At 44.8% G+C, this 26984-nt stretch carries 25 protein-coding genes; 8 read left to right on the top strand and 17 right to left on the bottom strand.

Annotated elements, in window-relative coordinates:
* Positions 1-82: 82 nt before the first annotated feature.
* The 5 genes from A3860_RS01095 to A3860_RS01075 form a co-directional block, all read right to left on the bottom strand.
* Positions 83-718: a carbonic anhydrase gene (locus A3860_RS01095; protein WP_081144684.1), complete on the bottom strand. Its 636-nt coding sequence runs from the start codon at positions 716-718 to the stop codon at positions 83-85.
* 95 nt (positions 719-813) lie between these two features.
* On the bottom strand, positions 814-2430 hold the full coding sequence (locus tag A3860_RS01090) for a SulP family inorganic anion transporter (protein WP_081144683.1): 1617 nt from the start codon (positions 2428-2430) through the stop codon (positions 814-816).
* Between the two features lie 200 nt (positions 2431-2630).
* Complete coding sequence (locus tag A3860_RS01085; protein ID WP_081144682.1) at positions 2631-3005, bottom strand: hypothetical protein; 375 nt, start codon at positions 3003-3005, stop codon at positions 2631-2633.
* 215 nt (positions 3006-3220) lie between these two features.
* On the bottom strand, positions 3221-3460 hold the full coding sequence (locus A3860_RS01080) for a DUF6814 family protein (protein WP_081144681.1): 240 nt from the start codon (positions 3458-3460) through the stop codon (positions 3221-3223).
* 23 nt (positions 3461-3483) lie between these two features.
* Positions 3484-5034, bottom strand: a complete 1551-nt coding sequence (locus A3860_RS01075) for an MFS transporter (protein WP_081144680.1) — start codon at positions 5032-5034, stop codon at positions 3484-3486.
* A gap of 111 nt (positions 5035-5145) precedes the next feature.
* On the opposite strand from A3860_RS01075, the gene acs reads away from it, so the two are divergent.
* From acs to A3860_RS40865, 3 genes are all read left to right on the top strand, one after another.
* Positions 5146-7059, top strand: coding sequence for an acetate--CoA ligase (gene acs / locus A3860_RS01070; RefSeq protein WP_081144679.1), 1914 nt, complete (start codon positions 5146-5148; stop codon positions 7057-7059).
* Between the two features lie 94 nt (positions 7060-7153).
* Positions 7154-7747, top strand: a complete 594-nt coding sequence (locus tag A3860_RS01065) for a DUF6934 family protein (RefSeq protein ID WP_081144678.1) — start codon at positions 7154-7156, stop codon at positions 7745-7747.
* 11 nt (positions 7748-7758) lie between these two features.
* Entirely contained in the window at positions 7759-7920 is a 162-nt protein-coding gene (locus tag A3860_RS40865) for a hypothetical protein (protein ID WP_158085110.1), read from the top strand.
* Between the two features lie 434 nt (positions 7921-8354).
* Here the strand turns inward: A3860_RS40865 and A3860_RS01060 are convergent, their stop codons facing one another.
* The 5 genes from A3860_RS01060 to A3860_RS01040 all read right to left on the bottom strand — a co-directional run bounded on the left by A3860_RS01060 (position 8355) and on the right by A3860_RS01040 (position 12079).
* Entirely contained in the window at positions 8355-8912 is a 558-nt protein-coding gene (locus A3860_RS01060; RefSeq protein ID WP_081144677.1) for a L,D-transpeptidase family protein, read from the bottom strand.
* Between the two features lie 286 nt (positions 8913-9198).
* Positions 9199-10032, bottom strand: a complete 834-nt coding sequence (locus A3860_RS01055; RefSeq protein WP_081144676.1) for an outer membrane beta-barrel protein — start codon at positions 10030-10032, stop codon at positions 9199-9201.
* A gap of 25 nt (positions 10033-10057) precedes the next feature.
* Positions 10058-11254, bottom strand: coding sequence for a hypothetical protein (locus A3860_RS01050; protein ID WP_081144675.1), 1197 nt, complete (start codon positions 11252-11254; stop codon positions 10058-10060).
* Complete coding sequence (locus A3860_RS01045; RefSeq protein WP_081144674.1) at positions 11244-11729, bottom strand: RNA polymerase sigma factor; 486 nt, start codon at positions 11727-11729, stop codon at positions 11244-11246. Before A3860_RS01045 ends, A3860_RS01050 begins: the two co-directional genes overlap by 11 nt.
* 137 nt (positions 11730-11866) lie before the next feature.
* The gene (locus A3860_RS01040) at positions 11867-12079 is read right to left on the bottom strand and encodes a hypothetical protein (RefSeq protein ID WP_081144673.1); all 213 of its coding nucleotides are present in this window, start codon (positions 12077-12079) and stop codon (positions 11867-11869) included.
* A 449-nt stretch (positions 12080-12528) separates the two neighbouring features.
* Between A3860_RS01040 and kbl the strand changes: the two genes are divergently transcribed.
* On the top strand, positions 12529-13734 hold the full coding sequence (gene kbl, locus A3860_RS01030; RefSeq protein ID WP_081144671.1) for a glycine C-acetyltransferase: 1206 nt from the start codon (positions 12529-12531) through the stop codon (positions 13732-13734).
* Positions 13735-13933: 199 nt separating this feature from the next.
* Here kbl and A3860_RS01025 read toward each other — a convergent pair whose 3' ends face one another.
* A complete protein-coding gene (locus A3860_RS01025) occupies positions 13934-14314 on the bottom strand; it encodes a RidA family protein (RefSeq protein ID WP_081145140.1) in 381 nt (126 codons plus the stop codon).
* A gap of 175 nt (positions 14315-14489) precedes the next feature.
* Here A3860_RS01025 and A3860_RS01020 point away from each other — a divergent pair, with 175 nt between their 5' ends.
* The 4 genes from A3860_RS01020 to A3860_RS01005 all read left to right on the top strand — a co-directional run bounded on the left by A3860_RS01020 (position 14490) and on the right by A3860_RS01005 (position 17940).
* Positions 14490-15128: a 3-hydroxyacyl-CoA dehydrogenase family protein gene (locus tag A3860_RS01020; RefSeq protein WP_081144670.1), complete on the top strand. Its 639-nt coding sequence runs from the start codon at positions 14490-14492 to the stop codon at positions 15126-15128.
* 161 nt (positions 15129-15289) lie between these two features.
* Positions 15290-15979, top strand: a complete 690-nt coding sequence (tsaB, locus tag A3860_RS01015) for a tRNA (adenosine(37)-N6)-threonylcarbamoyltransferase complex dimerization subunit type 1 TsaB (RefSeq protein WP_081144669.1) — start codon at positions 15290-15292, stop codon at positions 15977-15979.
* 105 nt (positions 15980-16084) lie between these two features.
* Positions 16085-16432 (top strand): ArsR/SmtB family transcription factor, encoded by a 348-nt coding sequence (locus A3860_RS01010; RefSeq protein ID WP_014222809.1) that lies wholly within the window; start codon positions 16085-16087, stop codon positions 16430-16432.
* Between the two features lie 101 nt (positions 16433-16533).
* Entirely contained in the window at positions 16534-17940 is a 1407-nt protein-coding gene (locus A3860_RS01005; protein WP_081144668.1) for an MBL fold metallo-hydrolase, read from the top strand.
* 94 nt (positions 17941-18034) lie between these two features.
* Here A3860_RS01005 and A3860_RS01000 read toward each other — a convergent pair whose 3' ends face one another.
* The 6 genes from A3860_RS01000 to nadB all read right to left on the bottom strand — a co-directional run bounded on the left by A3860_RS01000 (position 18035) and on the right by nadB (position 26980).
* On the bottom strand, positions 18035-18694 hold the full coding sequence (locus A3860_RS01000; protein WP_081144667.1) for a response regulator transcription factor: 660 nt from the start codon (positions 18692-18694) through the stop codon (positions 18035-18037).
* A gap of 528 nt (positions 18695-19222) precedes the next feature.
* Positions 19223-20104: a lysophospholipid acyltransferase family protein gene (locus A3860_RS00995; RefSeq protein WP_081144666.1), complete on the bottom strand. Its 882-nt coding sequence runs from the start codon at positions 20102-20104 to the stop codon at positions 19223-19225.
* Between the two features lie 89 nt (positions 20105-20193).
* Complete coding sequence (locus A3860_RS00990) at positions 20194-21645, bottom strand: RapZ C-terminal domain-containing protein (RefSeq protein ID WP_081144665.1); 1452 nt, start codon at positions 21643-21645, stop codon at positions 20194-20196.
* A gap of 411 nt (positions 21646-22056) precedes the next feature.
* Positions 22057-24504, bottom strand: coding sequence for a bifunctional YncE family protein/alkaline phosphatase family protein (locus A3860_RS00985; RefSeq protein WP_081144664.1), 2448 nt, complete (start codon positions 24502-24504; stop codon positions 22057-22059).
* A gap of 113 nt (positions 24505-24617) precedes the next feature.
* Positions 24618-25355, bottom strand: coding sequence for a nucleotidyltransferase family protein (locus tag A3860_RS00980; RefSeq protein ID WP_081144663.1), 738 nt, complete (start codon positions 25353-25355; stop codon positions 24618-24620).
* Between the two features lie 17 nt (positions 25356-25372).
* Complete coding sequence (nadB, locus tag A3860_RS00975; RefSeq protein WP_081144662.1) at positions 25373-26980, bottom strand: L-aspartate oxidase; 1608 nt, start codon at positions 26978-26980, stop codon at positions 25373-25375.
* Positions 26981-26984 lie beyond the last annotated feature (4 nt).

Genomic DNA, 26984 nt, shown 5'->3' with positions numbered 1-26984 from the left:
CAGTAATTTACAAAAAAAAAGTCCTCCCGATGAATCGGGAGGACTATAGTTAGCGTAATCGTATTAAAGGTGAGCACAATCTTTAAAGATCATCATACTCGTATAGAGGGTCAATGTGGGTGCCGGCCTTCATTTCAAAAACCGGTTTTATAAGGCCGTCTTTTAATCCGTATACCCATCCATGTAAGTCGGGTGCATTTTTTTCTTTCCAGGCACGCTGAATAATGGATGTTTTGGCCAGGTTATTTACCTGTTCACGAACGTTTAGCTCAACCAGCCTGTCGGTACGTCTTTCTTCATCCTTAATTGATTCCAGTTCTTCGCGGTGCAGGCGGTAAACATCTTTTATATTGCGCAGCCACATATTTAATACAGCCTTGAAATCATTTTGGGTAGCCGCAGCTTTTACGCCGCCGCAACCATAATGGCCGCAAACGATCACGTGCTTTACTTTCAGGTGGGTAACTGCATAATCGAGTACGCTCAGCAAATTCACATCGGTGTTCACCACCATGTTGGCAATGTTGCGGTGTACAAAGATCTCTCCGGGCTGGGTACCTGTAATTTCATTGGCTGGTACACGGCTATCGCTGCAACCGATCCATAAAAATTCGGGTGTTTGAATATGGGCCAGGCGGTTAAAATACTCCGGGTCGTCAGTTACTTTTTCTGAGGCCCAGGCTTTATTCTCCAGTAATAATTTTTCGTATGATTGCATGTTCAGTCTTTTTGTTGTGGTAAAATTAAACAACCTGCTTTTAATGGCCCGGTTGTGGTTTCGTTAACAGCACAGGCTATCGGCGGTTGGCTTTTTTATATTGCTGCCATTTCTTCTTTCTTAACAACGGGTTTGCCCTGTATCAGGATCTTGCCTCCATTGGCCGAAAATCCCTGCTCTCTATTTGCACTCTTTTTCAATTCAACAGTGATGCCTTTCAATGGCGCATGCTTTAAAAAATCTTCGATCACCTCTATAATGTCCTTGTCAATGAAATCGGCCCGGGTTGCATCGATGAGCACGTATGAATTTTCCGGAACTTTTTCCAATCTGTTCTTGACGATGGGTTTATTCAGGAACGATACATCTTTGCGTAAACGGAACAGGTACCGGTTGGCATCATTTACAACCAGCACAGCCGATTTAAAGTTGCTTCGGATCACAAAGAACAGTCCTACAAAGCAACCAACCAAAATACCTTTTAACAGATCGGTGAGCAAAATAGCCACAATAGTTATGGCAAAGGGTAAAAACTGGTCCCATCCTTTTTTGTAGAACTTAATGAACAGGGAGGGTTTGGCCAGTTTGAAACCTGTATATATAAGAATGGCTGCCAATGCTGATAACGGTATAAGGTTAAGCAGGGAGGGGATAAACGCTACCGAAAGCAGCAAAAATATACCATGAAGAATAGCCGACATTTTCGTTTTTGCGCCGGCATTGATGTTGGCCGAGGTGCGCACTACCACTGAGGTGATGGGCAGGCCGCCAATCAATCCTGAAAACATATTACCGGCTCCCTGGGCCATTAACTCGCGGTTGGTAGGCGTAACGCGTTGATAGGGGTCAAGGTCATCGGCCGCTTCAATATTCAATAAGGTTTCGAGGCTGGCTACAATGGCGATGGTTATAGCGGTTGTCCATACCACCGGGTTCAGTATATGGCTGAAATCGGGGAATGTAAAGAACGAGATAAAGGAGTTGATAGAATCAGCCACCGGCATTTTTACCAGGTGCGATTCTTTTATAGCCAGGGCAGGCGATGAGGCTTTTAATGATTCATTTATGGCTACAGCCACCAGAACCACTATCAATGGCGCAGGTATCAGTTGCAGTATCCTCGCTTTGGGCGCTACAAATTTTTCCCAAACGATCTGTATAAGCAGCGAAACCACGCCTATCAGTAAAGCCGCAGGTATCAAATGACCCAGGGCGCCAAACAGGCCGCTGAACGTATTTTTGCCATCGGCCTGCGAAAAGCTTTCATCGCCGGGGAAATCGGCATCATAGCCTACCAGGTGAGGAAATTGTTTCAGGATCAGTATAAGTCCTATGGCAGCCAGCATGCCTTTGATAACACTCGAAGGAATGTAATCGCCGAGAATACCGGCTTTTAAAAAGCCCAGGATGATCTGAATAATACCTCCCAGCACCACGGCCAGTAAAAAGGCTTCGTATACCTGTAATTTGCCAATAGCTACCACCACTATGGCGGTTAAACCGGCGGCCGGTCCGCTCACACTTAATTGCGAACCACTCAATGAACCAATGACAATACCGCCTATCATACCGGCTATAATGCCTGAAAACAACGGAGCGCCTGATGCCAGGGCTATGCCCAAACACAGGGGAAGCGCTACCAGGAATACAACTACAGCGGATGGTAAATCATATCGCAAAGCGCTTGCGTATTGTTTTACTTTCTGAACCATAAATAAATGTTTTTATGAGAAGCACATGGCTTGCCCGGTTTTAAACAATAAGATACCTGGTTGAAATCCTGTTGCACACAGTAAACCCGCAGGGGTTACAGCCTGATGTACAATTCATATCAACAAGCAATAGAGATCCCGGCTCGTGCGGGATGCAATGAAAAGATCAAATGAACGATAGGGTAAATGAGGGAAAACTATTAAGCTTCCGGAGGAGGTGAAAAAGATTCAGGATGAAATATGCAGAGTTTCTCTGTTTCATGCACTTTGTGCTGAAAGAAAGTATTGATCCAATCGGGACTTACCGGATTGTGATATTCATGCAGAAATTCTTCGGAAATGGTGATGGGCGCATCGGGCGATTTTTCGTCGGGACCAGCAGGATTGCTGTTGCAATCGGAACCGCTGTCATCATCGCCATTAGTATCAATACAGGTAACGAGGGCCGAACCAGGATCTTTCGATAAATACAAAAAATTAATACCGGTGATCCAGAGCAGTAAAAGCATCATGGCGCAGGCCACGATCCTTTTCGCAACAGAAGCGGTATATACTCTTTGTATTGATTTATTCATGCGTGCAATTAACGATGCAAAAATAAGGTTTCAAACCTCAGGTGACAAACGTTAAATTTTATTAACAATTGTGATAATAGTCCACTAAAATTATGCAATAAATGTAGAACTACCTACCGCTTATATATCTATGTTCAAACTATATAATAATAAACCCCGCCTGCACCCATTAATGTTTTACAAGCGGGGTTAAATTAAGTTGACCCAACTATCTTTTATATTTCGCGGGAGCTTTCGGGTAAATGGTCGTATTCGCCCTTAAAAGCATAATACCCAAAAATGGTGATGCCAATGGCAATGGGAATAAATACTATTACAAATACAGCCCATTGAATTTTGGTATCAATAACGGGTTTTTTGGCAATTTCAGCAGCTGCCGTTTTAACCAGGTAATATATAGCAACGGGACCCAGGATCATCCAGATCACGCCGAGGTATTTTTTTATTGCATTCATGATGGATTCTCTTTTATTATTATTTAATCGTTAACATCGGGGTCAATGCGGTTCGAAATATAGATAGCGCCAATGAACAGGCAAACTGCGCCAACTATGATCGTATACCACAAACCCGATAATTTATCAGTTACATAAATAGTGGTCAGTAAAGTAGCGATGAAGGGTGTTAAGCCTCCGAATACGCCATTGCCAATATGATAGGGCAACGACATGGATGTGTACCTGATGCGGGTAGGGAACAATTCAACCAGGAAGGCGGCAATAGGCCCATACACCATGGTCACATAAAGTATTAATATAAATACCCAGCCTACGATCTTTCGGTAGGCCACCGTACTGAGCTTTTTTTCTTTATACTTGATTGATGTTTTGGTAACAGCGGCACGGGCTGCGTCGGCAAATAAAGTATCGGCCTTTACTTCTTTAAACACAGCGCCATCGTTGTAATGCACTTCTGTAGTAACCAGGTGAATGCTATCGGCCGGGTTCTTTTCACTAACGATCGTTTTGTTCTCGAGCAGTTTTCTTTGACCGGTGAGCTCTGTTTTTCCTGCAGGATCAGTTAATATCATGAATTGTTTGAAAATGTATTGATAGGTGCATATGGCCAACAACATACCGGCCAGCATGATCCATTTGCGGCCTATTTTATCGCTCCAGCCGCCAAAGACCACAAAGAAAGGCGTGGCAAACAAAATACCCCAAATGAGTATGGTGCGCGACTGATCGAAATCTATACTGCAAACGTTTTCGAGGAAAGATTGCGCATAAAACTGACCGGTATACCATACAACACCCTGCCCCATGGTAGCGCCGAACAGGGCCAGTAATACCATTTTCAAATTGGCTTTATGACCAAAACTTTCCTTCAACGGGTTCACTGCGGTCTTGCCTTCTGTTTTCAGTTTGGCAAACAGCGGCGACTCATTCATGCGCAATCGAATGTATATTGACACAACTACCAATAATATAGAAACCAGGAAGGGAATGCGCCAGCCCCAGTCGTTAAAGCGTTGAATGGAGGTAGGTAGATCGGGCGCCAGCATGTGGCGGGTGATCAATATTACACCAAGCGAAATGAATAAACCCAGTGTAGCGGTTGTTTGTATCCAGCTTGTAAAATACCCGCGCCGGTGCGGCGGTGCATGTTCTGCTACATAAGTAGCGGCGCCACCATATTCACCGCCCAGGGCCAACCCCTGCAATAAACGAAGCAGCAATACAATGAGCGGGGCTGCAAACCCAATGGTAGCATAACCCGGTACCAACCCTATTGCGAAGGTAGAACCACCCATAAGCACCAGGGTAAGCAGGAAAGTATATTTTCTGCCAATGAGATCACCGAGGCGGCCAAAGACCAATGCGCCGAACGGGCGTACGATAAACCCGGCTGCAAAGGTGGCCAGCGTTGATAGCAACGCTGCAGTGGGATTTGTTTTTGGGAAGAACTGGCTTGCAATAACTGTTGCCAGACTACCGAAAATATAAAAGTCGTACCATTCAATTAAGGTTCCTAATGAAGAGGCTGCAATCACCTGCCAGATTGTTTTTTTTTCAGATTGGTGCGTCATATGGGAAGATGCGGGTTTAACTACTGATTAAGCTATAAATATAAGGGACAGTAACCTTTTTCTTCGTATTTTACCGCCCTAATTTTAAAAAGAGGATTTAAACAGATTGATATGTCATATCCTTATCAGATAAAATCAGTAGACCAATACAATGCAGCGTATGAAAAAAGTGTCAAAGACCCTGAAGGCTTCTGGGGTGAAGTAGCTGCCAACTTTTACTGGCGTAAAAAATGGGATAAAGTACTGGAGTGGAATTTCAAAAAACCAACCATAAAATGGTTTGGCGGTGGTAAGTTGAATATTACCGAAAACTGTATCGATCGTCACCTCGATACATTAGGCAATACGCCTGCTATCATTTGGGAGTCGAATGATCCTGAAGAACATCATCGTGTATTAACTTACCGCGATCTGCACGCCAAAGTGGTACAATTTGCCAATGTTCTTAAGAACAACGGTGTAAAGAAAGGCGACCGCGTTTGTATTTATATGGGCATGGTGCCTGAGCTGGCTATTGCCGTGCTGGCCTGCGCCCGCATTGGTGCTATTCACTCAGTCGTTTTCGGCGGTTTTAGCGCGCAAAGCATTGCCGACCGTTTGCAGGATGCAAAGGCAGAATTTGTAGTTACCATGGATGGTGCTTTCCGTGGCAATAAAGAAATTCCACTTAAAAGTGTAATTGATGATGCGCTTGTACAATGCCCCTTTGTAAAACGGGTGATCGTTTTAACAAGAACGCGTACAGCTGTTTCCATGATCAAGGGCCGCGATGTGTGGTGGGAAGATGAGATCAGGATCGTTGAAACGCAAGGCAATCCCGATTGCCCGGCCGAGGAAATGGATGCAGAAGATATGCTGTTTATATTATACACCTCCGGTTCAACCGGTAAACCCAAAGGAGTAGTGCATACCTGTGGTGGTTATATGGTGTATACCAATTATAGTTTTGTAAATGTGTTCCAGTACCAGCCTGGCGATGTTCATTTTTGCACAGCCGATATTGGCTGGATAACCGGTCATAGTTATATTGTATATGGCCCATTGAGCGCTGGCGCTACCTCGCTGATGTTCGAAGGTATTCCCACCTGGCCCAATGCCGGCAGGTTTTGGGATATCGTTGATAAGTACAAGGTAAATGTGCTGTATACGGCGCCAACTGCCATCAGGTCACTGATGGGCTTTGGCCTCGATCCGGTAAAAGACCATAAGCTTGATTCTTTAAAAGTACTGGGCACTGTGGGTGAACCCATCAATGAAGAAGCATGGCATTGGTACGATGAGCACATTGGTAAAAAGAAATGTCCCATTGTTGATACCTGGTGGCAAACAGAAACCGGTGGAATTCTTATATCCAATTTGGCGGGTGTTACACCAGCCAAACCGGCCCACGCCACTTTGCCTTTACCGGGCGTTCAACCCATACTGGTAGATGAGAACGGCAAAGAGGTTACGGGCAATTCGGTAAGCGGTAATCTTTGTATCAAATTCCCCTGGCCCGGCATGCTGCGCACTACATATGGCGATCATGAACGTTGCCGCCAGAACTATTTTGCCACTTACGATAATTTATATTTTACCGGTGATGGTTGTTTGCGCGATGAAGTGGGCAATTATCGTATAACCGGCCGGGTTGATGATGTGCTGAATGTGAGCGGCCACCGTATTGGTACGGCCGAAGTGGAAAATGCCATTAACATGCATGCGGGCGTGGTTGAAAGCGCCGTGGTGGGTTATCCGCATGATATTAAAGGACAGGGCATTTATGCATTTGTGATCTATCAGGGTACGCATGGTGACGATACTTTGGCCCGTCAGGATATTACCAAAACGGTATCGCGTATCATTGGCGCCATTGCCAAACCCGATAAAATTCAATTTGTAAGCGGACTGCCCAAAACAAGAAGCGGTAAGATCATGCGCAGAATATTACGTAAGATCGCCGAAGGTGAGATCGATAAACTGGGTGATACCAGTACATTGCTTGATCCTGCTGTAGTAAATGAAATTGCCAACGGAAGATTATAATTGCACACAATTTTTTAAACCCTGCCACCGGCAGGGTTTGTTTTTGGTACAGGGTATGAAGGCGTGTTAGTTTTTAGCCGCAAAATCGTGGATTATGTCAGTTGCATTCAATATTGATTTTAATAACCTGTATGAAATAGATAATATTTCAACTGATCTGCGATACAGCAGTTTTAAAAGCAATCTGAATAATGGAAAGGAAATACCGCTTGTTGTTAAAATAAGTAATGAAACACATGCCCTGCTTCCCAATGTATATAACCTGGCATTTGGGCCATTGAACCCGAAAGGCAAGATCGATGATAAGGCAGAGCTAAAGCATGAAGATTATTCGAAAGTGTTTTCGACCATATTATTCTCGGCGTTTGCCTATTTAAAAAACAACCCCGGTCATTACCTGGGAATCGACGGTTCAGATAATGCCCGGGCATACTTTTATTACCGGGCCATTCAAAGGAATTTCAGGTACCTCGATCAGCATTTTCGCATGTTTGGTATCAAGTATTTTGTCAGAATTACCCGGTTTGGAAAAACGCAGTACGATAACCCCTTTGATTTTGAGGATATTATGCCTTACCCGTTCAGGATTGAAAAAGGGTCAAGAATATCGCAGGACCAGATGTACAATTATTTTATTTTTAACCTTAAGGAATATCCTGCGAATAAAAAGATCAAAAAAACATTGTAAATTTGGTCACAATGAACAAGTCGATAGAACGTAAACTAGCGGCGCTTACAAAAAAGGCCAAAGAGAATGGCCGGAAAGCGGATGCCAAGGCACCCGTAAGTTCTTCTTTGCATAAAGTGATCAAAACCAAAGAGCAGGCTGACCTGTTCATGAAATTGCTGAAAGAAGCCTGATCGCAACTCCCCGTTTCCCCCGGTTAATTTTATTACTTATTTATTCAGAAAGAAAATTCGTTGGTGGTGGTAAAAGAGAAAACCCCACTGGCTGGAGATTGTGGGGTCTTCATAGAGACGGAAACATTGACCGTTTTCTAAAGCCAATGCTCGTGTATGGATTGTTTTGTCTCACAAATTTGTGATCCCGCTTTACGGGAAATATGCCATTGCAATATACGGGTGAAATGGCAAAACAGGTTGGCCTGTACCTGCTAATAAATATCAACATGACAATAAAATACCCTGGAAAGTTGCTGCTATCCTAAAAATACAGGGCGAATTAGTAATTGTACTATATGTATAAACGTAAAAGCCTTACCGGCGTATGCGTGAATACACCCGGTGCAGGTTTTACACAGTGTGGTTTGGGGGTTATAATAATAAAAGCGAAGTTATCTTTTGATGATCACCCTGGTGCCAACCGGCAATATGTCGTCCAGTTCATCAAGGTCTTCGTTCTTTAAGGCAACGCAGCCATTGGTCCAGTTGGTAAAATCATCAACCACCAGGTCGTCGTGCGGCCAGGTGCCGTGAATGGCAATACCACCGCCAATTTTAGCGCCTTGAGGTATAAGGCCTTTGGCTTTGCGTTCTTTGAATTTAGCCCAGCTTTCCTGGGTAGGAAAGTCCAGCATCAGCATTTTATGCCATTTCTGATGGGGTTTTTTGGAGATGATCTTGAAAGTGCCTTCCGGGGTGCGGCGATCGCCTTCTGTGAGTTTGTCAGAAAGGTCCTTGTTGCCGAATACAACGGGATAAGTAGCATACCAGCCATCTTCGTCAAACACCTGTAGTTCATAATCAGACTTATCTACAACGACATACACCTCACCTGCAGGTTTAGATCTGAAAATATTCTTTTTAATAACCCTTCTTTCAATGGTTTTAAAAGCCGCTAATCCGGTAACAGCAAGAATAATAAGACCTGCAAAGAGCCATTTAGATTTCATAAGTAAACCTGGTTTTAAGCGTAAAGACCAAGCAAATGATTAATGGGTTTAAAAATATATAAAAAAAGTTTTCCTGTTGCAATATGTGGATAATGGAACAGTCCACTCGACAAAACGCAACCGGCCGCCATTTATTTTTTGCGCAAAGGGCATTAACAATTTTTTTGTTTGTGATTAATATAAAAAAATAAATACCATTGAAAATCAATGGGGCGCAAGATAGTGGTAAAAACAAAAAACCAGTGCTGGCAACACTGGTTTTTATTCATGGCTATGTTACTTAATTCTACCAATTACTTAGGCGCAATCCAAAACTATAAGGTGTTTGATCGAGTCCTTTTTCGAACATGCTTTGTGAGGCAATGGAAGCATATAATTTTACGTAGCCCAGCGTTAATTCTCCGATATAGGAAATTTTCCATGGGCGCAGGTCAAAATCATCGTGTTCTTTTTCCTTGCCATCTGTATTGGTAATGGTTTTTTGCCGGCTCGAATACAGGTATCCCGCACTGGCGCCTGCGCTGAACCCGAATCCATGCTTTTTATGCGGGGTAAAATTAAAGTTCAGCAATAAGGGAACGGTTATGTAATCTGCGGCCAGTTTATTTTTTGAATAACTTTTTACATTGTCAAAGACTACCTGTGTAGGATTGGTCAGGAATTTTATCGGTTGCCTGTACCGGTAATTATTCAGTTCAACACCCAGGCCGTATTTCAGGTTCACTACATTGTGGGTGATGTTCAGTTTTTGCATGAACACCCAAATGTTTACGTTCACTGATTTGCCGGTGCGTAATTTAAAATCATCTTTATTGAGACCGGGGGCAAAACCGGTAACCGGATTTTGTATGGCTGCACTGGTGTAATCTGTATTATCGGTATAGTTGGTAAAACCAAGGTCAACGATCCACCAGTTGGTGCTTATGCGGCCTGATTTATTTTTACGATGGTAGGATTTGGCTTCATTATTATCATTGTCTTTATCGTGGCCATGTTTTTTAATAATGATCATACCACCTACCCGAATGGTATCATTTTGCTCATGTTCTGTTGAATCGGTTTGGGCCAGGCCAGTGATGTACATACTAATCCCCGCCAGGAGTGTAATTACCTGTTTCATGTTTCTGATTTTAACTTTAATGGTATTATTTCAAAGCAAATTCAAGGTTGGCTATACGTATGGCCCCTTTGCCATTATCGTCGGAGTTGGTAACCTTATCAACCACCCGCGAAACTTTGCGGAAGAAACCCCGTAACGGTGTTTTATTGATCGAAGCAGTGAGAATAGCTTGCTGCGATTGATCATTTTCATCGCCGGGTTTTTCTGCTACTGTGTTAACCGCTAATGGCTCATTGATAGTACGTTTAATGAGCCCGCTTTTAACAACTGGTGTTTCATTCGTATTGTTAAGAACTGCATAAACCGGTTTGGGTGCAAACGTTTTTTCTTCCCCACCTGCAGGTGTTTCCGGTTGTTTGCTTGCTTGTTTTACGTATGTGGGTTGCTGAATGTTACTCTCTTTTGGAATATTTTTTTTCAGCTTGTTTTGGGCAGTTGTATTATCAGTTTGGTTGGCCGCGGCTACAGGGGGCACAGCCTGGGGTGTTTTAATAACAGCATTGCTGTTATCGGCAACAGCGTCTTTAACAGGTGCTGTATCGTTATCCTTATTATTATGGACAACGGGCGGCTGGGTATTTTTTTCGTTACCTGATCTTTCAGGAAACCTGCCAGCTACATCTGTACCGGTATGTTGCGCTGAAATATACCAGGCCAGGCTGCCGATCACCAGTAAGGCAATAGCTGCTGCTGAAAGCCGCCACCAGGGAAATGCGATCACTCTTGAATCATCTTCCTCTGTGCGGTACAGATAGGTTTTATCAGGAAAAGTGAGCGCTTTATCGGGTACCAGCTTTACCTGTTGTATGAGTTCAAATTCTGCCTGGTATTGGGGGTGTTTATAAACGAACTGTTCAACTTTATCTTTCTCTTCATTCGTTAATTCATCATCGCCATACAACACAAAATATTCTTCATAGTTCAACTCGTTTATCAGCAGTGCTGCCGCCGCATCTTTAAACAGGAGTTCTTTTTGTTCAAATATGATATTGTCATCGGCCCGTAATACCGATTGCTGCAACATGACCATTTCTTCTTCGAGATCGGGGTTTTGTTGTACAAACCGCTCAACGGCTTTACGGTCAGCAGCGCTCAGTTCATTATCTACATACATTACGAAATACATTTCGTAATTATCACGGGTGATGATGGCTCCCTGGCTGCCGCCGGCAGAAGCAAAGAAATCATCGGTTCTGATAATATAGTAGTAGTTAAATGACATTCTCAGGTTTTACCAGATAGTTTTTTAATTGAATACGGGCCCGGTGAAGATACACTTTTACCTGGCTTTCGTTAAGTCCGGTAATTTGTCCGATCTCTTCATACGAATACCCCTCATAATCTTTCAACAGCACCAGCGAACGCTGGGTTTCGTTTAACCGGCTTAATGCTTCTTCAAGGATCTTCCGGGTATTGTACATGGGTTTATCGTAAACCGTTGTTTCTTCCCGGAACTCATCGCGTAATTGCACACGTTTGGCTTTACGCAGGTGATCGATCATTTGGTTATAGGCAACCGTAAACAGGTAACTTTTACATTTGGTATTATCTACATCCGATCTGTTGCGCCACATTTTTTCAAAGGCCGCCTGAACAACATCCCGGGCATCCTCTTCATGACGAAGGTTTTTTAGGATGAACCGGTACACGTTGTCTGCATACTCAGCCACGCATTGATTATATTCTTTCTCGGTCATAAGCAGGACCTGTCTGTTATTCTAATTTAAGAGTGATACGCACCAGGGTATTGAATAGTTACAATGATTTTCAATAAAAATAAAAAAAGACCCCGCCTGGCGGGATCTTTTATAATGAAATGTTGATTGTCATAAAGTTAGAATTGTCCGTTCGCAGCAATAGCCCGGCTAAGCGACTCCCAGATAATAAAATCACTTTGGGTTTTCTTGTTACAGCATTCTTTTTCTGAGGATGGTGTACACCCCTGATTGACCGGCTTTTTTGAAGTATGGGTTGTGGCAAAAACAAATATTCCAGCCAAAGCCACCATTATTATGAGGGTTGAACGGATAAAGGTTTTCTTCCACATAATGAGTCGTTTTGTATTATAAGACGAAGTTATTGTGAATTTGTTACAGTTTTTATAATAAAAAGTTAGAATTATAAGGTAGTCGTATGGGTTATTTAGAAGATTCGAATAATAAGTAATACGATATTAATGGTTTACAGGATTGCTGTTTGAACAGGGAATAAATGAGCAAGGGGAAAAAAACGGGATAAGCAGGGAAAATCAGCTGATGAAGGAGGTTAAAAGTTACTCCCGGCCTGGCAAGGCGCTGGTTATGGGTTTCAGCCGGATAGTGGAGCAGCACAAAAGTGCGATCCCGACTAAAGTACGGCCAGTCCCAACAGGTGCCTGATAGCAAATCATTATCCGGGGGAGGCACAACTTGTCCAGACTTTGTCGGGATTAGCAAATCAGCAAAATATCACATCGACTATTATTACATTTGTGGCATTACAAAAACTACATGCTCCATGAACGAAAAATTTGTACAGCGCCTTGCCACTGAACTGGCCGAGATCAAAGCGGCTGGTTTATACAAAACAGAACGAATTATTGAATCGCCACAAGGCGCTGAAATAAGGGTAAATGGTAAAACAGTCCTTAATTTTTGCGCCAACAACTACCTCGGGTTATCGTCGCACCCCAAAGTAATTGAAGCTGCCAAAAAGTATGTTGATCACCGGGGATACGGCATGAGCAGCGTACGTTTTATTTGTGGCACGCAGGACATTCACAAAGAACTGGAACAAAAAATATCGACCTTCCTGGGTACTGAAGACACGATCCTGTATGTGGCTGCCTTTGATGCCAATGGCGGGGTGTTTGAACCCCTGTACAACGAGCAGGATGCCATCATTTCAGATGAGCTGAACCATGCCTCTATCATCGACGGCGTTCGTTTATGCAAGGCCCAGCGGTTTCGCTATAAGCATAATAACATGGCCGACCTGGAAGAGAAGCTGAAAGAGTCGCAAACGGCCCGCAACCGCGTCATCGTTACCGATGGCAGCTTTAGCATGGATGGCACTATTGCCCAACTGGATGCCATTGTGGAACTGGCTGAAAAATATGATGCGGCAGTCATGATTGATGAAAGCCATTCAAGCGGATTCCTGGGTAAAACAGGCCGTGGAACGCATGAATACCGTGGTGTAATGGGTAAAATTGACATCATTACCGGAACGCTGGGAAAAGCCCTGGGTGGTGCATCGGGCGGTTTTACGAGCGGACGAAAAGAAGTGATTGAGATGTTGCGGCAACGCTCACGGCCTTATTTGTTCTCCAATACGCTGGCGCCGGGTATTGTGGGCGCTTCCATTGCCGTGCTTGATCTATTAAGCGAAACCACCGAGTTGCGCGATAAGCTCGAATTCAATACCAAATATTTCCGCAGTAAAATGACGGAAGCCGGTTTTGATATAAAGCCCGGTGATCACCCCATAGTGCCCATCATGCTGTATGATGCTGTTATAGCCCAAAATTTTGCAGCCCGCCTGCTCGATGAAGGCATTTATGTAATTGGCTTCTTTTATCCTGTGGTGGCTAAAGGGCAGGCCCGTATTCGCGTGCAGTTAAGCGCCGCACATGAACAGCGCCATCTTGATAAAGCCATTGCTGCTTTTGCCAAAATAGGAAAGGAGCTGGGCGTGCTGAAAGCTGAAAAATTGACGAATTAATAAACCTGCCTGCCAGGTCAACGTTTAGATATTGGGTCCGGTAGATGTGCGTAGCAATACAAGCGGCTGCCGGACTTTTTATTTAGGGCCTGCCGAAACTGATCATCTCGTTTTTGTATAAAGCGGTTGAAAAACCGGTTGAATAAATGATTCATACAGATCATTGACCTGTATGAATCATTTGATTTTTATGATGACTTTATTTCGCTGCGATCATACTTATTTCAACATTCACATTGCGCGGCAGCCCTTTAACGGCCACTGTTTCCCGAGCCGGGTAATTGCCACTGAAATACTTTCCATACACTTCATTTACGGCGGTGAAATGCGACATATCGCTCAGGAAGATGGTGGTCTTTACAACATGACTGAAATCGTAGCCTGCTTCTGTTAATACCGCATTCAGGTTCTTCATTACCTGTTCGGTTTCGCCGGCAACATCGGTAGCTTCAATAGTACCGGTAGCCGGGTTTAAGGGTACCTGGCCGGAAATAAATAACAAATTACCTGCCTGTACTGCCTGGCTGTAAGGGCCAATAGGAGCTGGCGCCTGGGTGGTATTGATGATGTTTTTTTGCATAGCCAAAGGTAAGTGCTCAATGTGATAATGTGATAATTTGCTAAAGTGTTAATGGGCGTTAAACGGGGACGTCCCCACTCATTGGGGGCAGGTCACGAACCGGAAACATGGACAACTTATTCACCATTGACTATTCACGATAATAAACTTTCTTTGCGAATAAATTCAGCAGCACATGACAGTGGCCATATTAGCCGATGAACAATTATTACAGGAGTTTAAAAGTAAGGGAGTGCCAGCTGGTACTGAGGTGATTTTTACCGACTCCGTACGTGCTTTAACCATTGCAGAAGCCGATGTATATATAGACCTGTTGTTTGAACCGGATGCAGAAAGGACCCAACATTTAAAAAGATTATTGCCCAAACCTGTTTTGGTAAATGCGGTAAGCTATACCACCAAAGAGATAGGCGCCAACTTTATAAGAATAAATGCCTGGCCGGGTTTACTACAGCGTTCGGTAACGGAGCTGGCTTTGCCGGCTGCAATAAGCGAAGCGGCCATAAAAGAGATCTTCGACCAGTTACAATGGAAGTATGTGCTGACGCCCGATATACCCGGTATGATAACCGCCCGCGTACTGGCGACCATCATCAATGAAGCGTACCATACCCTGGGCGCTCAGGTAAGCAGCAGGGAAGAAATAGATATCGCCATGAAGCTGGGCACGAGTTACCCCTATGGACCGTTTGAATGGAGCGCGAAGATAGGTTTACAACGGGTGTATGAATTATTGATACAGTTAAGCAGTGTTGATAAACGTTATATGCCTGCAGGGTTGCTGAAAGAAGAAGTGGAAAAATTGCAGCGTTAATAAGATCATGGGTGTTGAAATACGACAGAAGGAATAAGAAGCAGGGAAAAAGAGGGTGAAGTCAAAAAATACCCATTCACCATTAGGGCCGCCTTTGCTGATGTTACGGGCGGCCAGGTATTCACCATTTAGAATTTGGAACTTACAATTTATACAGAGAGATGATCTTAAGCATAGACACCGCCACCGAGCAAGCCAGTGTATGTTTATCGAAAGATGGCGAGGTAATAAACACATTGATAAATGATTATCAGAAAGATCATGCAGGCTGGGTGCAGGTTGCTATAAACAGCTTATTGCAGAAGGAAGGGGTCACCTTGCAACAGCTGGAAGCGGTGGCTGTAACCGCAGGACCCGGCTCCTATACTGGTTTACGGGTAGGCATGGCAACAGCCAAAGGGTTATGCTTTGCCTTGCAAATACCACTCATAACAATTAATACCCTGCAGGCAATGGCATACGGAGCCATTACGCAATGGCGATCAAAGACAGAAAGTATACAATCACCGCTGGGTTATTGCCCAATGATAGATGCCCGCCGTATGGAAGTGTTCACAGCGGTATATAATGAGGACTTACAGGAGATCGTAAATCCTAAAGCGATGATCCTTGACGAATTATCTTTTAAGGAAGAGTTAAATAATCTTTCGTTGGTATGCTTCGGAAACGGTAGTAATAAGTGGAGAAATGTAAGCAGGTATCCTAACGTTCTATTTATAGATGAAAAAATTGATATTGCTAAATCTCTTGCTAAACTGGCGTCCGGCTTGTATTTGACGCAGAATTTTGCCAACTTGGCGTATGCTGAACCCGTTTATCTAAAAGAATTTTACTCTTATATCAAAAAATGACCAAATGAAACTTTTATCCTCCTTTCATCCCTAGCATATCAATTTTCTTGTAAATTTGATTTTTAGCGTTATCCTATTAAATATCTTAAAAGCTCTGATGTGCACATGAACGTAACAACCAATTACTCCATGGTCTTAAATGCAGATGGTGGGGATGGTGAATCGGTAAAAGTTGACTTCCTGAACCTAAAAAAGGCTGCGATGATTCTTCGCGCCTTGAACCACAAGCTGCGACAACAGATCGTTAAACTGATCGATGAGAACAAGCGTCTTACCGTGACGGAGATCTATGTACGCCTGCGGTTGGAACAGTCCGTTGCTTCTCAACACCTCGCCATTTTACGTAGAGCAGGTATCGTGAAAACTGACCGGGATGGTAAATTTATTTACTATTCTGTAAACAGTTCACGGGTTGCTCACATCATGAAATGCGTGGACGACCTAAACATCTGATAAGACGGAGACGACAAATTTAGTTTTTAAAACAGTTAACCTGTAGCCCATTTGGCTACGGGTTAACTTGTTATGGTGTATTTTTGCCCAAAAAAGACTACATGTTTATTAAGCAATTGTATACCGGCTGCCTCAGCGAAGCAGCCTATTACATTGAAAGTGATGGAGTTGCGGCAATTATTGACCCCCTCAGAGATATAGATAGTTATGTACAGCTGGCCCGGGAACGGAAGGCTGAGATAAAATACATCTTCGAAACCCATTTTCACGCCGATTTTGTAAGTGGCCACCTCGATCTGCAAAAAGCAACCGGTGCGCCCATTGTTTACGGTCCCAATACAGAAACCAGTTTTCCCATACACCTGGCTAAAGACGGTGAAACATTTCAATTGGGTAAAGCGGCTATTGAAGTGTTACACACCCCCGGTCATACCATAGAAAGCACCTGTTACCTGCTGCGCGGCGAAAACGGTGAACCCCATGCGGTGTTTACCGGCGATACGCTGTTTGTGGGTGAAGTAGGCCGCCCCGACCTTAGCAGTGGTAATCTCGACAAGGAAGAGCTGGCTTCTCTGTTATACGATTCATTAAACCAGAAATTAGCCAGCCTGCCCGATGCGGTGATCGTTTATCCGGCCCATGGTCCGGGTAGTAATTGCGGCAAAAATCTTGGCCCGGCCACCTCAAGTACAATTGGGGAAGAAAAAGCAAACAACTATGCCCTGCAACCGCAGGAGCGTGAAGCGTTTATAAAGGCCGTTACGGCCGATTTGCCGGCTGCCCCATCGTATTTCCCCATTAACGCGCGAATCAATAAGGAAGGCTATGACAGCCTGGAGAAGATACTGGAAACGGCGTTGATACCCCTTACCCCCGCCGATTTCAAAAAATGGATGGAACAGGAAGATACCATCATACTCGATACCCGCAGTGCGGGTGATTTCACCGCAGCATTTGTTCCGGGTTCTATCAGCATTGGCCTTGAAGGGCGTTTTGCTGAATGGGCCGGTAGCCTGTTACCCTTCAATAAACCGATCATACTGGTAACTGAGAATGGCCAGGAAAGGGAAAGCGTTGTTCGCCTGGCCCGGGTTGGGTTCTCACAAATACATGGTTACCTGGCGGGTGGCATACAAGCCTGGCGCCAGGCTGGCTCAGCAATTGACCTGATCATTGACGTTGAGGTTGATGAACTGGCCATGGACCTGCCCTACGATGATCATCTTGTAGCAGTTGACGTGCGCCGTGAAGCAGAGTTTGCCGACGGTCACGTGCGGGGCGCAGTAAACATTCCTTTAAATGAACTCACCGATCCCGGTTCAATGGCCAATATTGATGAGTTGCAGAACCTGTACCTGTATTGCGGCAGCGGTTATCGCAGCGTTATTGCTGCTTCGCTGATGAAGCGGCAGGGCATTCACAACCTGCGGAATGTATTGGGTGGTTTTAATGCCATTCGTTTACAGCAAGGTATTGAGATCGTGAAAGATAGCAGTGTGTTGAACTAACGGGTTACCCGGTTATAAATAAAAGCCTGTAAGGAACTGAGTAATTGCTCAATTTCTTATAGGCTTTTTGTTTTCCTATAACTATTCGCTGCTGCTACACATTCACTATGTTATTCTTGATAGCGTATAAAACAAGTCCAACCCGGCTTTTAACATTCAGTTTCTCAAATAAGGCATCGCGGTAACCATCAATAGTGCGGGCGCTGAGGTACATTTTTTCTGCTATTTCCTTATAGGTCATTTCGGTGCAAACCAGTTTTAAAAAATCTATCTCCCTGGCATTGAGCGATACAAGGCCTTTCAGGGCTTCATCTGGTTCATCTAACTGGCTAACAGCGTGTATGAGTTTACCGGTGATCAGTTCTGAGGAATAGAATCCTTTGCGTGTTAATGCATCGAGCGCCCGGCGAAACTCCAGGGGGTCAACATCTTTCAGGATAAAACCTTTGGCGCCATTTTTCATCATACGGATCACAGAATTCTCATTATCGTATGATGATAGTGCGAGGATCTTGATACCAGGGTAATTTCGTTTTAGCCACCAGGCTGTTTCATATCCATCCCGCAATGGCATATTCACGTCGAGTAGTGCAATGCCTGGTAATCTGGGTCGTAGTTGTTTGAAGATCTCTTTTCCGGTACTGGCTTCAAAAAGAACCGCATACGTCTCGAGGCCCCGGATAAGATTTACAAGTCCGTTGCGTAGCAGAATGTGATCATCTACAATAGCCACGCTGGCATTAGTCTTTAGCATAATGGTTAAGGGTTTATGGTGAGAAAAAGGGTAGGGAAAAGAGTCACGTAGTTCCTATTCGGGGGATACTGGTAAGATTTGATTCGTGCATTGAGTACCAGGGCCTGGTCTGCTAATGATCTGATGGCCCTCTTCTTTCAAAATTAGGACTTTCATTTATATTCAACAACCGTAATACTACCTTTTCCAATGTCCGTTATAGTTACTAGGTGTAACCCTATAAAAGAAATTGATCAGGATTAAGTTCTTAATCGAAATGTTACCAGTTGTAAGAAACATTTTATCATCTCTGTGTGCAGAGTATGACAGCTGTTGCTGATCATAATCAGTATCAACTTAACAAAACAGTAACCTGTTTGAGTGAGAATATAAATGTTCAACCAGTCATTTACTACGGTTAGAATAACCGAAATAAAATGTGCTGTGTTTTAATGCAATTATTTACAGGAAGATAGTTGTGCTGATCTTTAAATTGGTCCTTGCGGGACTCAACAATTATAAACTCAAATAGATGAGAGGGGCGTTATTTTATTCAACCCAGTTTTTTCTCCATTCTTCATTCCAGTCTTTTTTCCAGCGGCGATGGCTCCACAACCACATATCGGGTTGTTGTTTAATCACTTGCTCCAGATAGCGGGCATAACGCAGGGTAAGTTCGCCTCTTTTCAACGAGGAAGGCTGGTCTTCGGCCAGGGTAAACACCACTTTATAATAACCCCGCCTGGGCTTTTCAATATTGGCAAAAACAACCGGGATATTGTTTGCGCGGGCGCCTGTTTCGGGGCCGGGTACAAAGCCGGTTGGTTTTCCAAAAAAGTTACACCAGAAGCTTTTTTCGGCCGCTGAGGGTGACTGATCGGCTACCAGGCCAATACAGTATTGTTTGTTGCGCCAGGGAAGCATGGCCGTACGCATTTCGGTGGCCGGCAATAATACGGAGCCTGATTTGCTGCGGAGATGTCTGAATAACCGGTCGAAGGTTTTGTTCTTAATGGGCATATAAACACCCAAAAAGGTATAATGCATGGCTTTGGCCCCCACCAGGTTGGCCCATTCCCAGTTGAACGTATGACCCAGGTGTATTTGGCAGCTGCGGCCGGTTTTATAAAGATCATTCAACACTTCCCAGTTACCGCTTACCCTTTTTTTGATATAAGCATCACTGGCTGAAACCATTTTCAGGCTTTCTATAATGGAATCGATAAAATTATGGTAGAATTTGCTGGCGATCTTTTTTCGTTCGGCCAGGGTTTTCTCTGGAAATGCGATTTGCAGGTTGTCGAGCACTACTTTGCGGCGATAACCTAATATGCGATAGACCAGTACATAAAAGGCATCTGACAAAATATACAATACGCGCAGGGGCAATAACGAAATCAGGTACAATAAACCGTAAACAATGTAATACATGGGCTGCAAAGATAGTAGTTAGTTGCCTTTTCGCAGAACCAGGCTCAAAGTTTGCCGTTTATCCAACGCACTTTGTGGTTAATTGATTCTCAACCATTCACCCAGTTTTTCGCTTCCTGCTCCACGTGCTTTAACTCTACCTTAACCCTGAACTTATTGCGCAGGTGGCGGGCCAGGGCATCGGCCGCATAAACACTGCGGTGCTGGCCGCCGGTACAGCCAAAACTTACGGAAAGGTTCTCGAAACCGCGGCGGATATAATCTTCAACCGAGATGTCAACGATGTCGAATACACTGTTCAGGAACTCAGCCATACGGGTTTGTTGTTCCAGGTAGTCCTTCACCCCTTTATCGCGGCCGGTTTGGGTTTTGAATTGTTCAATGCGGCCCGGGTTTAAAATACCCCGGCAGTCGAATACGTAACCACCGCCATTGCCTGAAGGATCGGTAGGAAGGCCTTTTTTAAATGAAAAGCTTTGTACCCGTACTACCAGCGGGGTTTCCTCATCGGCGGTCAATGGGGTGAACCGGTCAACGATCTCATCACTTACGCAAACCTGTAATACTTTGCTGAATTCAGGTACGGCAATGCCCATGCTTTGGTCGTTGATAAACGAGCGCAGGTTTTTTAACGCCTGCGGTATGCTGGTCAGGAACTGGGCCTTCCGCTCAAACAGTCCGCGGAAACCGTATGCGCCTAAAACCTGCAGCAACCTGATGAGCACATAGCCGTTATACTGGCTTTTGAACAGGTCGCGGTTAACCTGTTCGTTCATGATGTGTTCAAAAGAATCGATATAGTCGTTCAGCAGGCGTTCCTTCCACTCGTCGGGTAAATTGGCCCTTGCCTGCCATATCATACTGGCCACATCGTATTGGGGTGCGCCCTGCATGCCACCCTGGTAATCGATAAAATGTACCGAGTCATCGGGCGATACCAGAATGTTGCGGCTCTGAAAGTCGCGGAACATGAAATATTTATACTCTGTATGCGTGAGGTAGTTACTCAGCGCTTCAAAATCATCGATCAGTTTTTGCTTGTCGTAGGGCTTACGCAATGCATCCAGGAAATAGTATTTAAAATACAGGAGATCGGCCATAATAGCCTGTTTGCCAAATTCCTGGTTGGTAAGGCAGCGGGTGTAATCGAGCCCCACGTGGCCTTTTATCTGTAACTGGGCCAGCTGGTGCAGGCTCTTTTTAAAAAGAGCATAAATGTTTTCGGTAAACCCTTCTGCCTCGAGCCGGTTCAATAATGACACATCGCCGAAATCCTGCTGCAGATAGATCGTTTTATCTTCTCCCAAAGCATAGATCTGAGGAACTGGAAGCTGCTGATTATAAAAGTGTTCTGAGAAATAAAGGAAGGCCTCATTTTCGGGAACGTTATGGCCGTGGGTGGCAATGCAGGTCCCGGTAGGAGTATGGATACGAAAATATCGCCTGTCGGAGCCGGATTGAGGTAAGATCTCGATTCGTTCACAGGTTGAGCCGCTCCACTCAGCATAGAGCTTATTGATTCCGTCGATTATTGATTGCATAGTGTTATTGGTCAGTAAAAATAACGTAATAAAATCATGAGCGGGTGCAAAAAAACGCAGTTAAATTTTCCCCATTGAGGGTGGAATGCAATAAGGATTGAGGGGGAAGAAAAACGGGTGCTGGCAGCACATAACAAGGGCTCTAAAAGAACCGGGGTCAGGGTATAAGTGGTGGACCTGCCGGTGACATTCCGGGTACTGACGGGGTTTTGCATGCGGGGTGCAGGCGAAGTGTAGGCGAGGTGCAGTCGAGTTACGAGCGAGTTACAGGCGAGTAGCCAGCGAGTATAATCCCTATAAGTTCCCTATAACTCCCCTATAACTCCCCTATAAGTCGCCTGTAATTGGCAATTGGGTGCAACTATTCAAAAGTCTCGAATAGTTCAGGCCCTGGGTTCCCGCCATATTTTTTTAATCATCGTCGTCCTCATCTGCCTTGTTCAACTTCACAAAGGCTGCCCGCCGGGGGCCGGGGAAGGGAATATCATCGCCTTTTAAGCCATGCCATAATACGATATTGAATTCGAGGTCGGGCACCGCATCTTCTTTCAATAAGTTAAAGGCTTCTGACTTTTGCTGCCATTTGTTGACCGCCGTATTTTTTTCGTTGAGGTCAATATTCGAAGATAGCGAAGTGTATGGCGTGCTGTTGGGCGTGGTGGTAAAGCAATTCCACATGGGAGTGGCGGCTGCATCGTACTGACTCATGGGCGGAATGCGCAGTATCAACTCCATTGTTCTTAACATGGATGAGGTGGAGTACATGGTATGATCAACAAAATGACGCTTTACCAGTCCACCGGCCACATACGCCGTGCTGCGATGGGCGTCAACATGGTCGGCGCCATTTTGCGCATCGTCTTCAATGATAAAGACGGCGCATTGGTTCCAGATAGCGCTTTTACTTAAGTACTCGATGAACATACCTACTGCCAGGTCATTATCGGCAACATGTGCAAAAGGCGTAGGTCTTCCTTTGCGCAGGCCTTCTGTATGGTCATTGCCAAAACGCACTGAATTAAACTGCGGCAGTTGGTTTATGGCCAGTAACGAATCAAAATCTTTTTTCCATTGATAAAAACGAACGGTATCGCGGGTTGCCAGGTCCCAGCCGGTATAGCTGGTACAAAAATGCCCTTTTAAAACAGGGATATTGGGTTTGTAGTCGTCGGCAAACTCACCATAGGTGCGAAAGCTAACGCCGGCCCGTTGGCAGTGGTCCCACAAAAAGCCTTTTTTATTATTGGCAACGGCACGGTTACCTTCAGCCGAATAGGTGCCGCCACGGCCGCCATAACTGGTAGGCCAGGTTTTTTCGAGATAATCGGTTGCATAGGCGCCCATGGTCCAGTTATGGCCATCGGCACTTACTTCGCCATCGACATAAAAATTATCGAGCAACACAAATTCACGTGCAATGGCATGCAGGTTAGGCGTTATTTTTTCACCGAACAATACGAGTTTTTTATCTCCATTGCCTTCGGATATATCGCCCAGCACCTGGTCGTAGGTGCGGTTTTCCTTGATCACATAGAACACATACTTTATGGGGGAAGGATCACCAATTTTCATAGGCACCGGGTTACCGGCTTCGCCCTGCGTATGCAATTCTTTTTCCTTGTTATAAGGCGAATTGTCATACACCATCTTTGAAAAAGCGCCCATTTGTTTTTCAGCCGGTTCGTCAATGATGCTTAATGTGCCTTTGAATAAACCGGCAATGTATTGCACGTTTGTGGGCTTTTTGCTATCGCCCTGTTGATAATTTACTTCTTCCTGGGTTTTAACCGGCTTGGGTCCATTGGGGTTGGGCAGGGAAGAAAAGCCTTTGCCATTGGCAACATATATTTTCCGGCCGATCACTTTTACGCTGGTAGGGTACCAGCCGGTGGGTATAAATCCTTTTGATGAACTGGCTGCGGGTTTGGTTACATCAAAAACGGCCAAACAATTATTGTCGGCATTGGCGATGTACAGTGTTTTTTCATTGGCGCTTAATGCCAGCCCGTTGGTGGTAGAACCATTGGGCGCATCGGCGTATAAAGCGGTATTGAACGTTTCTATCACTTTGCGTTGCGCCACATCTATCACTGAAACGGAGTTGTCATTGGCATTGGCAACATACAGGTATTTACCGTTTTTTGTGAGGCAAAGCTCATTGGGGTTATCGCCTACCGGAATGGAATCGGTAACAGTTCGGCTATCGGTATTCACCACAATCAGTTGATCGCCGCCCCATAATGAAATGTACAGTTCTTTTTTGTCGGGCGATAGCACACAGGTAAACGCTTCGGCAGTTAACTGTATGCGTTGTACTATTTTTTTGGTAGAAAGGTCAATGATGTACAAACTGTTGTTCTCGCGGGTAACCACGTACAATAACTTCTTTGCATCGTCAATATCCAAACCGGCCGGTGAAATTTTAGCCGGCCATTTCTTACCCAGTATAATACTGTCTTTTAATACCAGTTTATTATCGGTGATGGCGTATTGTAATATCCAGTTATCGTTGCCGCCTGAAGCATAGAGGAATTTTTCATCGGCAGAGAACCGCAGCCCGTACCAGCTTTTGGGAATGATTTCGCTGTACAATACTTTTTCATGCTTTGCATCGATCAGTTGCAGCGACTGCACACTTTGCCCGTTATTTGTTACGGCCAGGTATTTTTTTGAAGGGGAAACAACCAGGTTCAGGGGCAGATCGCCCAGCGGTAATGACCGGCCTGTTGGCGAAAGATACCAGCCATTCGACAGTTTTACTTTTTCGGAAGAATTGCTGTTATAGGGTGTAGGTTGAGCAAAAGCAACAAAAGTGGTCAACAGTAAAATGAAAATGGCAGGAATGGATGTCTTTATCATGTGCAGTAACTAAGGTGATAAAGATACTGCATAGGCCCATTGATGAACCTGTTTAATAATTTTTTAATAATAGCCGTATGGCGGGGCTTTCAGCCTGCAAAAACCTGCAATATTTATTTGCTGAACAATAACTCTGCTTCGGCTACTGAATCGGGCTTGCCAACATCGATAAACCGCGAGCCGCTGTGATCGAATCCTTTTATGGTATGCGTAGCGGCGAGTTCAAGATATACGTCAACGATCGAGAATTTTCCCTGTTGTTTTATGAGGGGCAACATTCTTTTACTGATCACATGTATACCGCTGAACGCCCTGGGTATATAAGTGGCCGCTGCGCGGGCGATCTTTTCTTCGCCGGTTTTGGTGTTGCGCCAGCCGCAGAGGTTGTTGAGTTCATCAAAAAGAAAATAACGGGAAGTGGTCCTGTTGGTGATGGCGATGGTTGAAACAGGATTGATCTGCTGGTGATAAGCAATGAGCTTACCGAGGTCGAGGTCGGTAAGAATATCGACATTGATCACCACAATGTTTTCGGTGGTAAAAAGCGGTTCGGCTTTTTTGATACCGCCACCGGTTTCCAACACCATATCGGTTTCATCGCTGATGGTGATGGCGCTGCCCCAGCCATTATTTTTTTTAAGTGCATCGATGATCTGACCAGCAAAATGATGCACGTTCACCACTACATTGGTAATGCCATATTGTTGCAGGTATTCAATATTGCGTTGCAGCAGGCTTTTCCCATTCACCACTGCCAGTGCTTTGGGATGTTTATCGGTCCATGGTTTGAACCGGGTACCCAAACCCGCGGCGAAGATCATGCCCCCGAATGTTTGTTGAGTGTGATTCATTGGTCTTGTTCTGCTGATTATAAAACAATATTCTGTACCAGCGTACTCTTGTACGGGTAATCGGTATTGAAATGCAATCCACGGCTTTCTTTGCGGAACTGGGCGCATTTTACGATCAGGTAGCCAACGGTGATCATATTACGCAGTTCGCACAATTGGGGCGAGAGGGCAGTGGTTTGATACAGGGCTTCTGTTTCTTCCCACAACAGATCGAGGCGTTTGGCGGCACGTTCTAAACGGATGTTGGTTCGTACGATACCCACATAATCGCTCATTACCTGTTGCAGCTCTTTCAGGCTTTGGGTAATAAGGATCATTTCCTTGGGCTGGGTGGTGCCGGTAGCTTTCCAGTCGGGCACCAGGGTGGCGTTCTCGCCCAGCCCTTTTAATTTTATTTTCTCCGATGCATCAACAAAACAACGGTGGGCAAAAACCATTGCTTCCAACAGGGAATTACTGGCCAGGCGGTTGGCGCCATGCAGGCCAGTGCTGGCGCATTCGCCGGCTGCATATAAATTAATTATTGAGGTACGTCCCCATTCATCGGTCTTGATGCCGCCGCAGCTATAGTGTGCAGCTGGGGCTACCGGTATCAGCTGTTTGCTTACATCGATTCCAATAGAGCGGCATTTTTCGTAAATGTTGGGAAAATGCTCAATGAATTTATCGGTGGGAATATGGGTAACGTCGAGGTACACATGCTCGGTACCGGTGATCTTCATTTCACTATCGATGGCGCGGGCAACAATATCGCGGGGCGCCAGGTCTTTCCGCGGATCGTACCGTTCCATAAACGCTTCCCCGTTCTCATTGCGCAAAATACCGCCATCGCCGCGAACGGCTTCCGAAATAAGGAATGATTGTCCGCGTACACCCGGTTCATACAACGCCGTAGGGTGAAACTGGATGAATTCCATATTCTCGATGCGGCCCTTGGCACGGTATACCATAGCAATGCCATCGCCGGTTGCAATATTGGGATTGGTGGTTGAGCGGTACACCTGCCCGTTTCCACCACTGGCCAGCACTGTTATTTTGGCCAGTATTTTTTCCATCTGGTTGTTCTGGAGATTTAATACATACACGCCATAACATTCAATATGGGGCGTTGATTTGGTGACCAGGTACCCGAGGTGGTGCTGTGTGAGCAGGTCAACAACAAAACAGTGTTTTACAATTTCGATATTGGGAAAGCTTTGGGCTGCTTCGAGCAGGGCCCGTTCCATTTCCTTTCCGGTAACATCTTTATGATGTAATATGCGAAACTCACTGTGTCCGCCTTCCTTGCCGAGTTTGTAATCGCCATCCGATTCTTTATCGAATTGAGCGCCCCAGTCTATCAGTTCCTGAATGCGGTCAACACCTTCCTTTACCACAATTTCAACCACCTGTTTATTGCACAGGCCATCGCCAGACACAAGGGTGTCTTCAATATGTTTTTCGAAGCTGTCTTTTTCAAAATCGGTTACGCCGGCAATACCGCCCTGGGCATATTTGGTATTGGTTTCATCGGCCTGCGTTTTTGTGATTACCAGGACTTTTTTATCAGGAAAACGTTGAGCTGCCTTTATTGCAAAGGTCATTCCGGCTATGCCGGATCCGATAACAAGAAAATCAGTTTGCATAATA

The organism is Niastella vici (assembly GCF_002077945.1).
GTDB lineage: Bacteria > Bacteroidota > Bacteroidia > Chitinophagales > Chitinophagaceae > Niastella > Niastella vici.
The sequence above is the reverse complement of the archived record's forward strand: the minus strand, read 5'-3'. Positions and strand labels throughout refer to the sequence as shown.

Excerpts from the sequence above, each read along its gene's own strand:
- A3860_RS00995 (WP_081144666.1), bottom strand. The coding sequence starts at position 20,104 with ATGTATTACATTGTTTACGGTTTATTGTACCTGATTTCGTTATTGCCC.
- A3860_RS01080 (WP_081144681.1), bottom strand. The coding sequence starts at position 3,460 with ATGAATGCAATAAAAAAATACCTCGGCGTGATCTGGATGATCCTGGGT.
- A3860_RS01005 (WP_081144668.1), top strand. The coding sequence starts at position 16,534 with ATGTTTATTAAGCAATTGTATACCGGCTGCCTCAGCGAAGCAGCCTAT.
- kbl (WP_081144671.1), top strand. The coding sequence starts at position 12,529 with ATGAACGAAAAATTTGTACAGCGCCTTGCCACTGAACTGGCCGAGATC.
- A3860_RS01085 (WP_081144682.1), bottom strand. The coding sequence starts at position 3,005 with ATGAATAAATCAATACAAAGAGTATATACCGCTTCTGTTGCGAAAAGG.
- A3860_RS01075 (WP_081144680.1), bottom strand. The coding sequence starts at position 5,034 with ATGACGCACCAATCTGAAAAAAAAACAATCTGGCAGGTGATTGCAGCC.
- A3860_RS01010 (WP_014222809.1), top strand. The coding sequence starts at position 16,085 with ATGAACGTAACAACCAATTACTCCATGGTCTTAAATGCAGATGGTGGG.
- A3860_RS01025 (WP_081145140.1), bottom strand. The coding sequence starts at position 14,314 with ATGCAAAAAAACATCATCAATACCACCCAGGCGCCAGCTCCTATTGGC.
- A3860_RS01000 (WP_081144667.1), bottom strand. The coding sequence starts at position 18,694 with ATGCTAAAGACTAATGCCAGCGTGGCTATTGTAGATGATCACATTCTG.
- A3860_RS01040 (WP_081144673.1), bottom strand. The coding sequence starts at position 12,079 with ATGTGGAAGAAAACCTTTATCCGTTCAACCCTCATAATAATGGTGGCT.
- nadB (WP_081144662.1), bottom strand. The coding sequence starts at position 26,980 with ATGCAAACTGATTTTCTTGTTATCGGATCCGGCATAGCCGGAATGACC.
- A3860_RS01095 (WP_081144684.1), bottom strand. The coding sequence starts at position 718 with ATGCAATCATACGAAAAATTATTACTGGAGAATAAAGCCTGGGCCTCA.
- A3860_RS01060 (WP_081144677.1), bottom strand. The coding sequence starts at position 8,912 with ATGAAATCTAAATGGCTCTTTGCAGGTCTTATTATTCTTGCTGTTACC.
- A3860_RS01045 (WP_081144674.1), bottom strand. The coding sequence starts at position 11,729 with ATGACCGAGAAAGAATATAATCAATGCGTGGCTGAGTATGCAGACAAC.
- A3860_RS01050 (WP_081144675.1), bottom strand. The coding sequence starts at position 11,254 with ATGTCATTTAACTACTACTATATTATCAGAACCGATGATTTCTTTGCT.
- A3860_RS01020 (WP_081144670.1), top strand. The coding sequence starts at position 14,490 with ATGACAGTGGCCATATTAGCCGATGAACAATTATTACAGGAGTTTAAA.
- tsaB (WP_081144669.1), top strand. The coding sequence starts at position 15,290 with ATGATCTTAAGCATAGACACCGCCACCGAGCAAGCCAGTGTATGTTTA.
- A3860_RS40865 (WP_158085110.1), top strand. The coding sequence starts at position 7,759 with ATGAACAAGTCGATAGAACGTAAACTAGCGGCGCTTACAAAAAAGGCC.
- A3860_RS01065 (WP_081144678.1), top strand. The coding sequence starts at position 7,154 with ATGTCAGTTGCATTCAATATTGATTTTAATAACCTGTATGAAATAGAT.
- A3860_RS00990 (WP_081144665.1), bottom strand. The coding sequence starts at position 21,645 with ATGCAATCAATAATCGACGGAATCAATAAGCTCTATGCTGAGTGGAGC.
- A3860_RS01090 (WP_081144683.1), bottom strand. The coding sequence starts at position 2,430 with ATGGTTCAGAAAGTAAAACAATACGCAAGCGCTTTGCGATATGATTTA.
- A3860_RS00985 (WP_081144664.1), bottom strand. The coding sequence starts at position 24,504 with ATGATAAAGACATCCATTCCTGCCATTTTCATTTTACTGTTGACCACT.
- A3860_RS01055 (WP_081144676.1), bottom strand. The coding sequence starts at position 10,032 with ATGAAACAGGTAATTACACTCCTGGCGGGGATTAGTATGTACATCACT.
- A3860_RS00980 (WP_081144663.1), bottom strand. The coding sequence starts at position 25,355 with ATGAATCACACTCAACAAACATTCGGGGGCATGATCTTCGCCGCGGGT.
- acs (WP_081144679.1), top strand. The coding sequence starts at position 5,146 with ATGTCATATCCTTATCAGATAAAATCAGTAGACCAATACAATGCAGCG.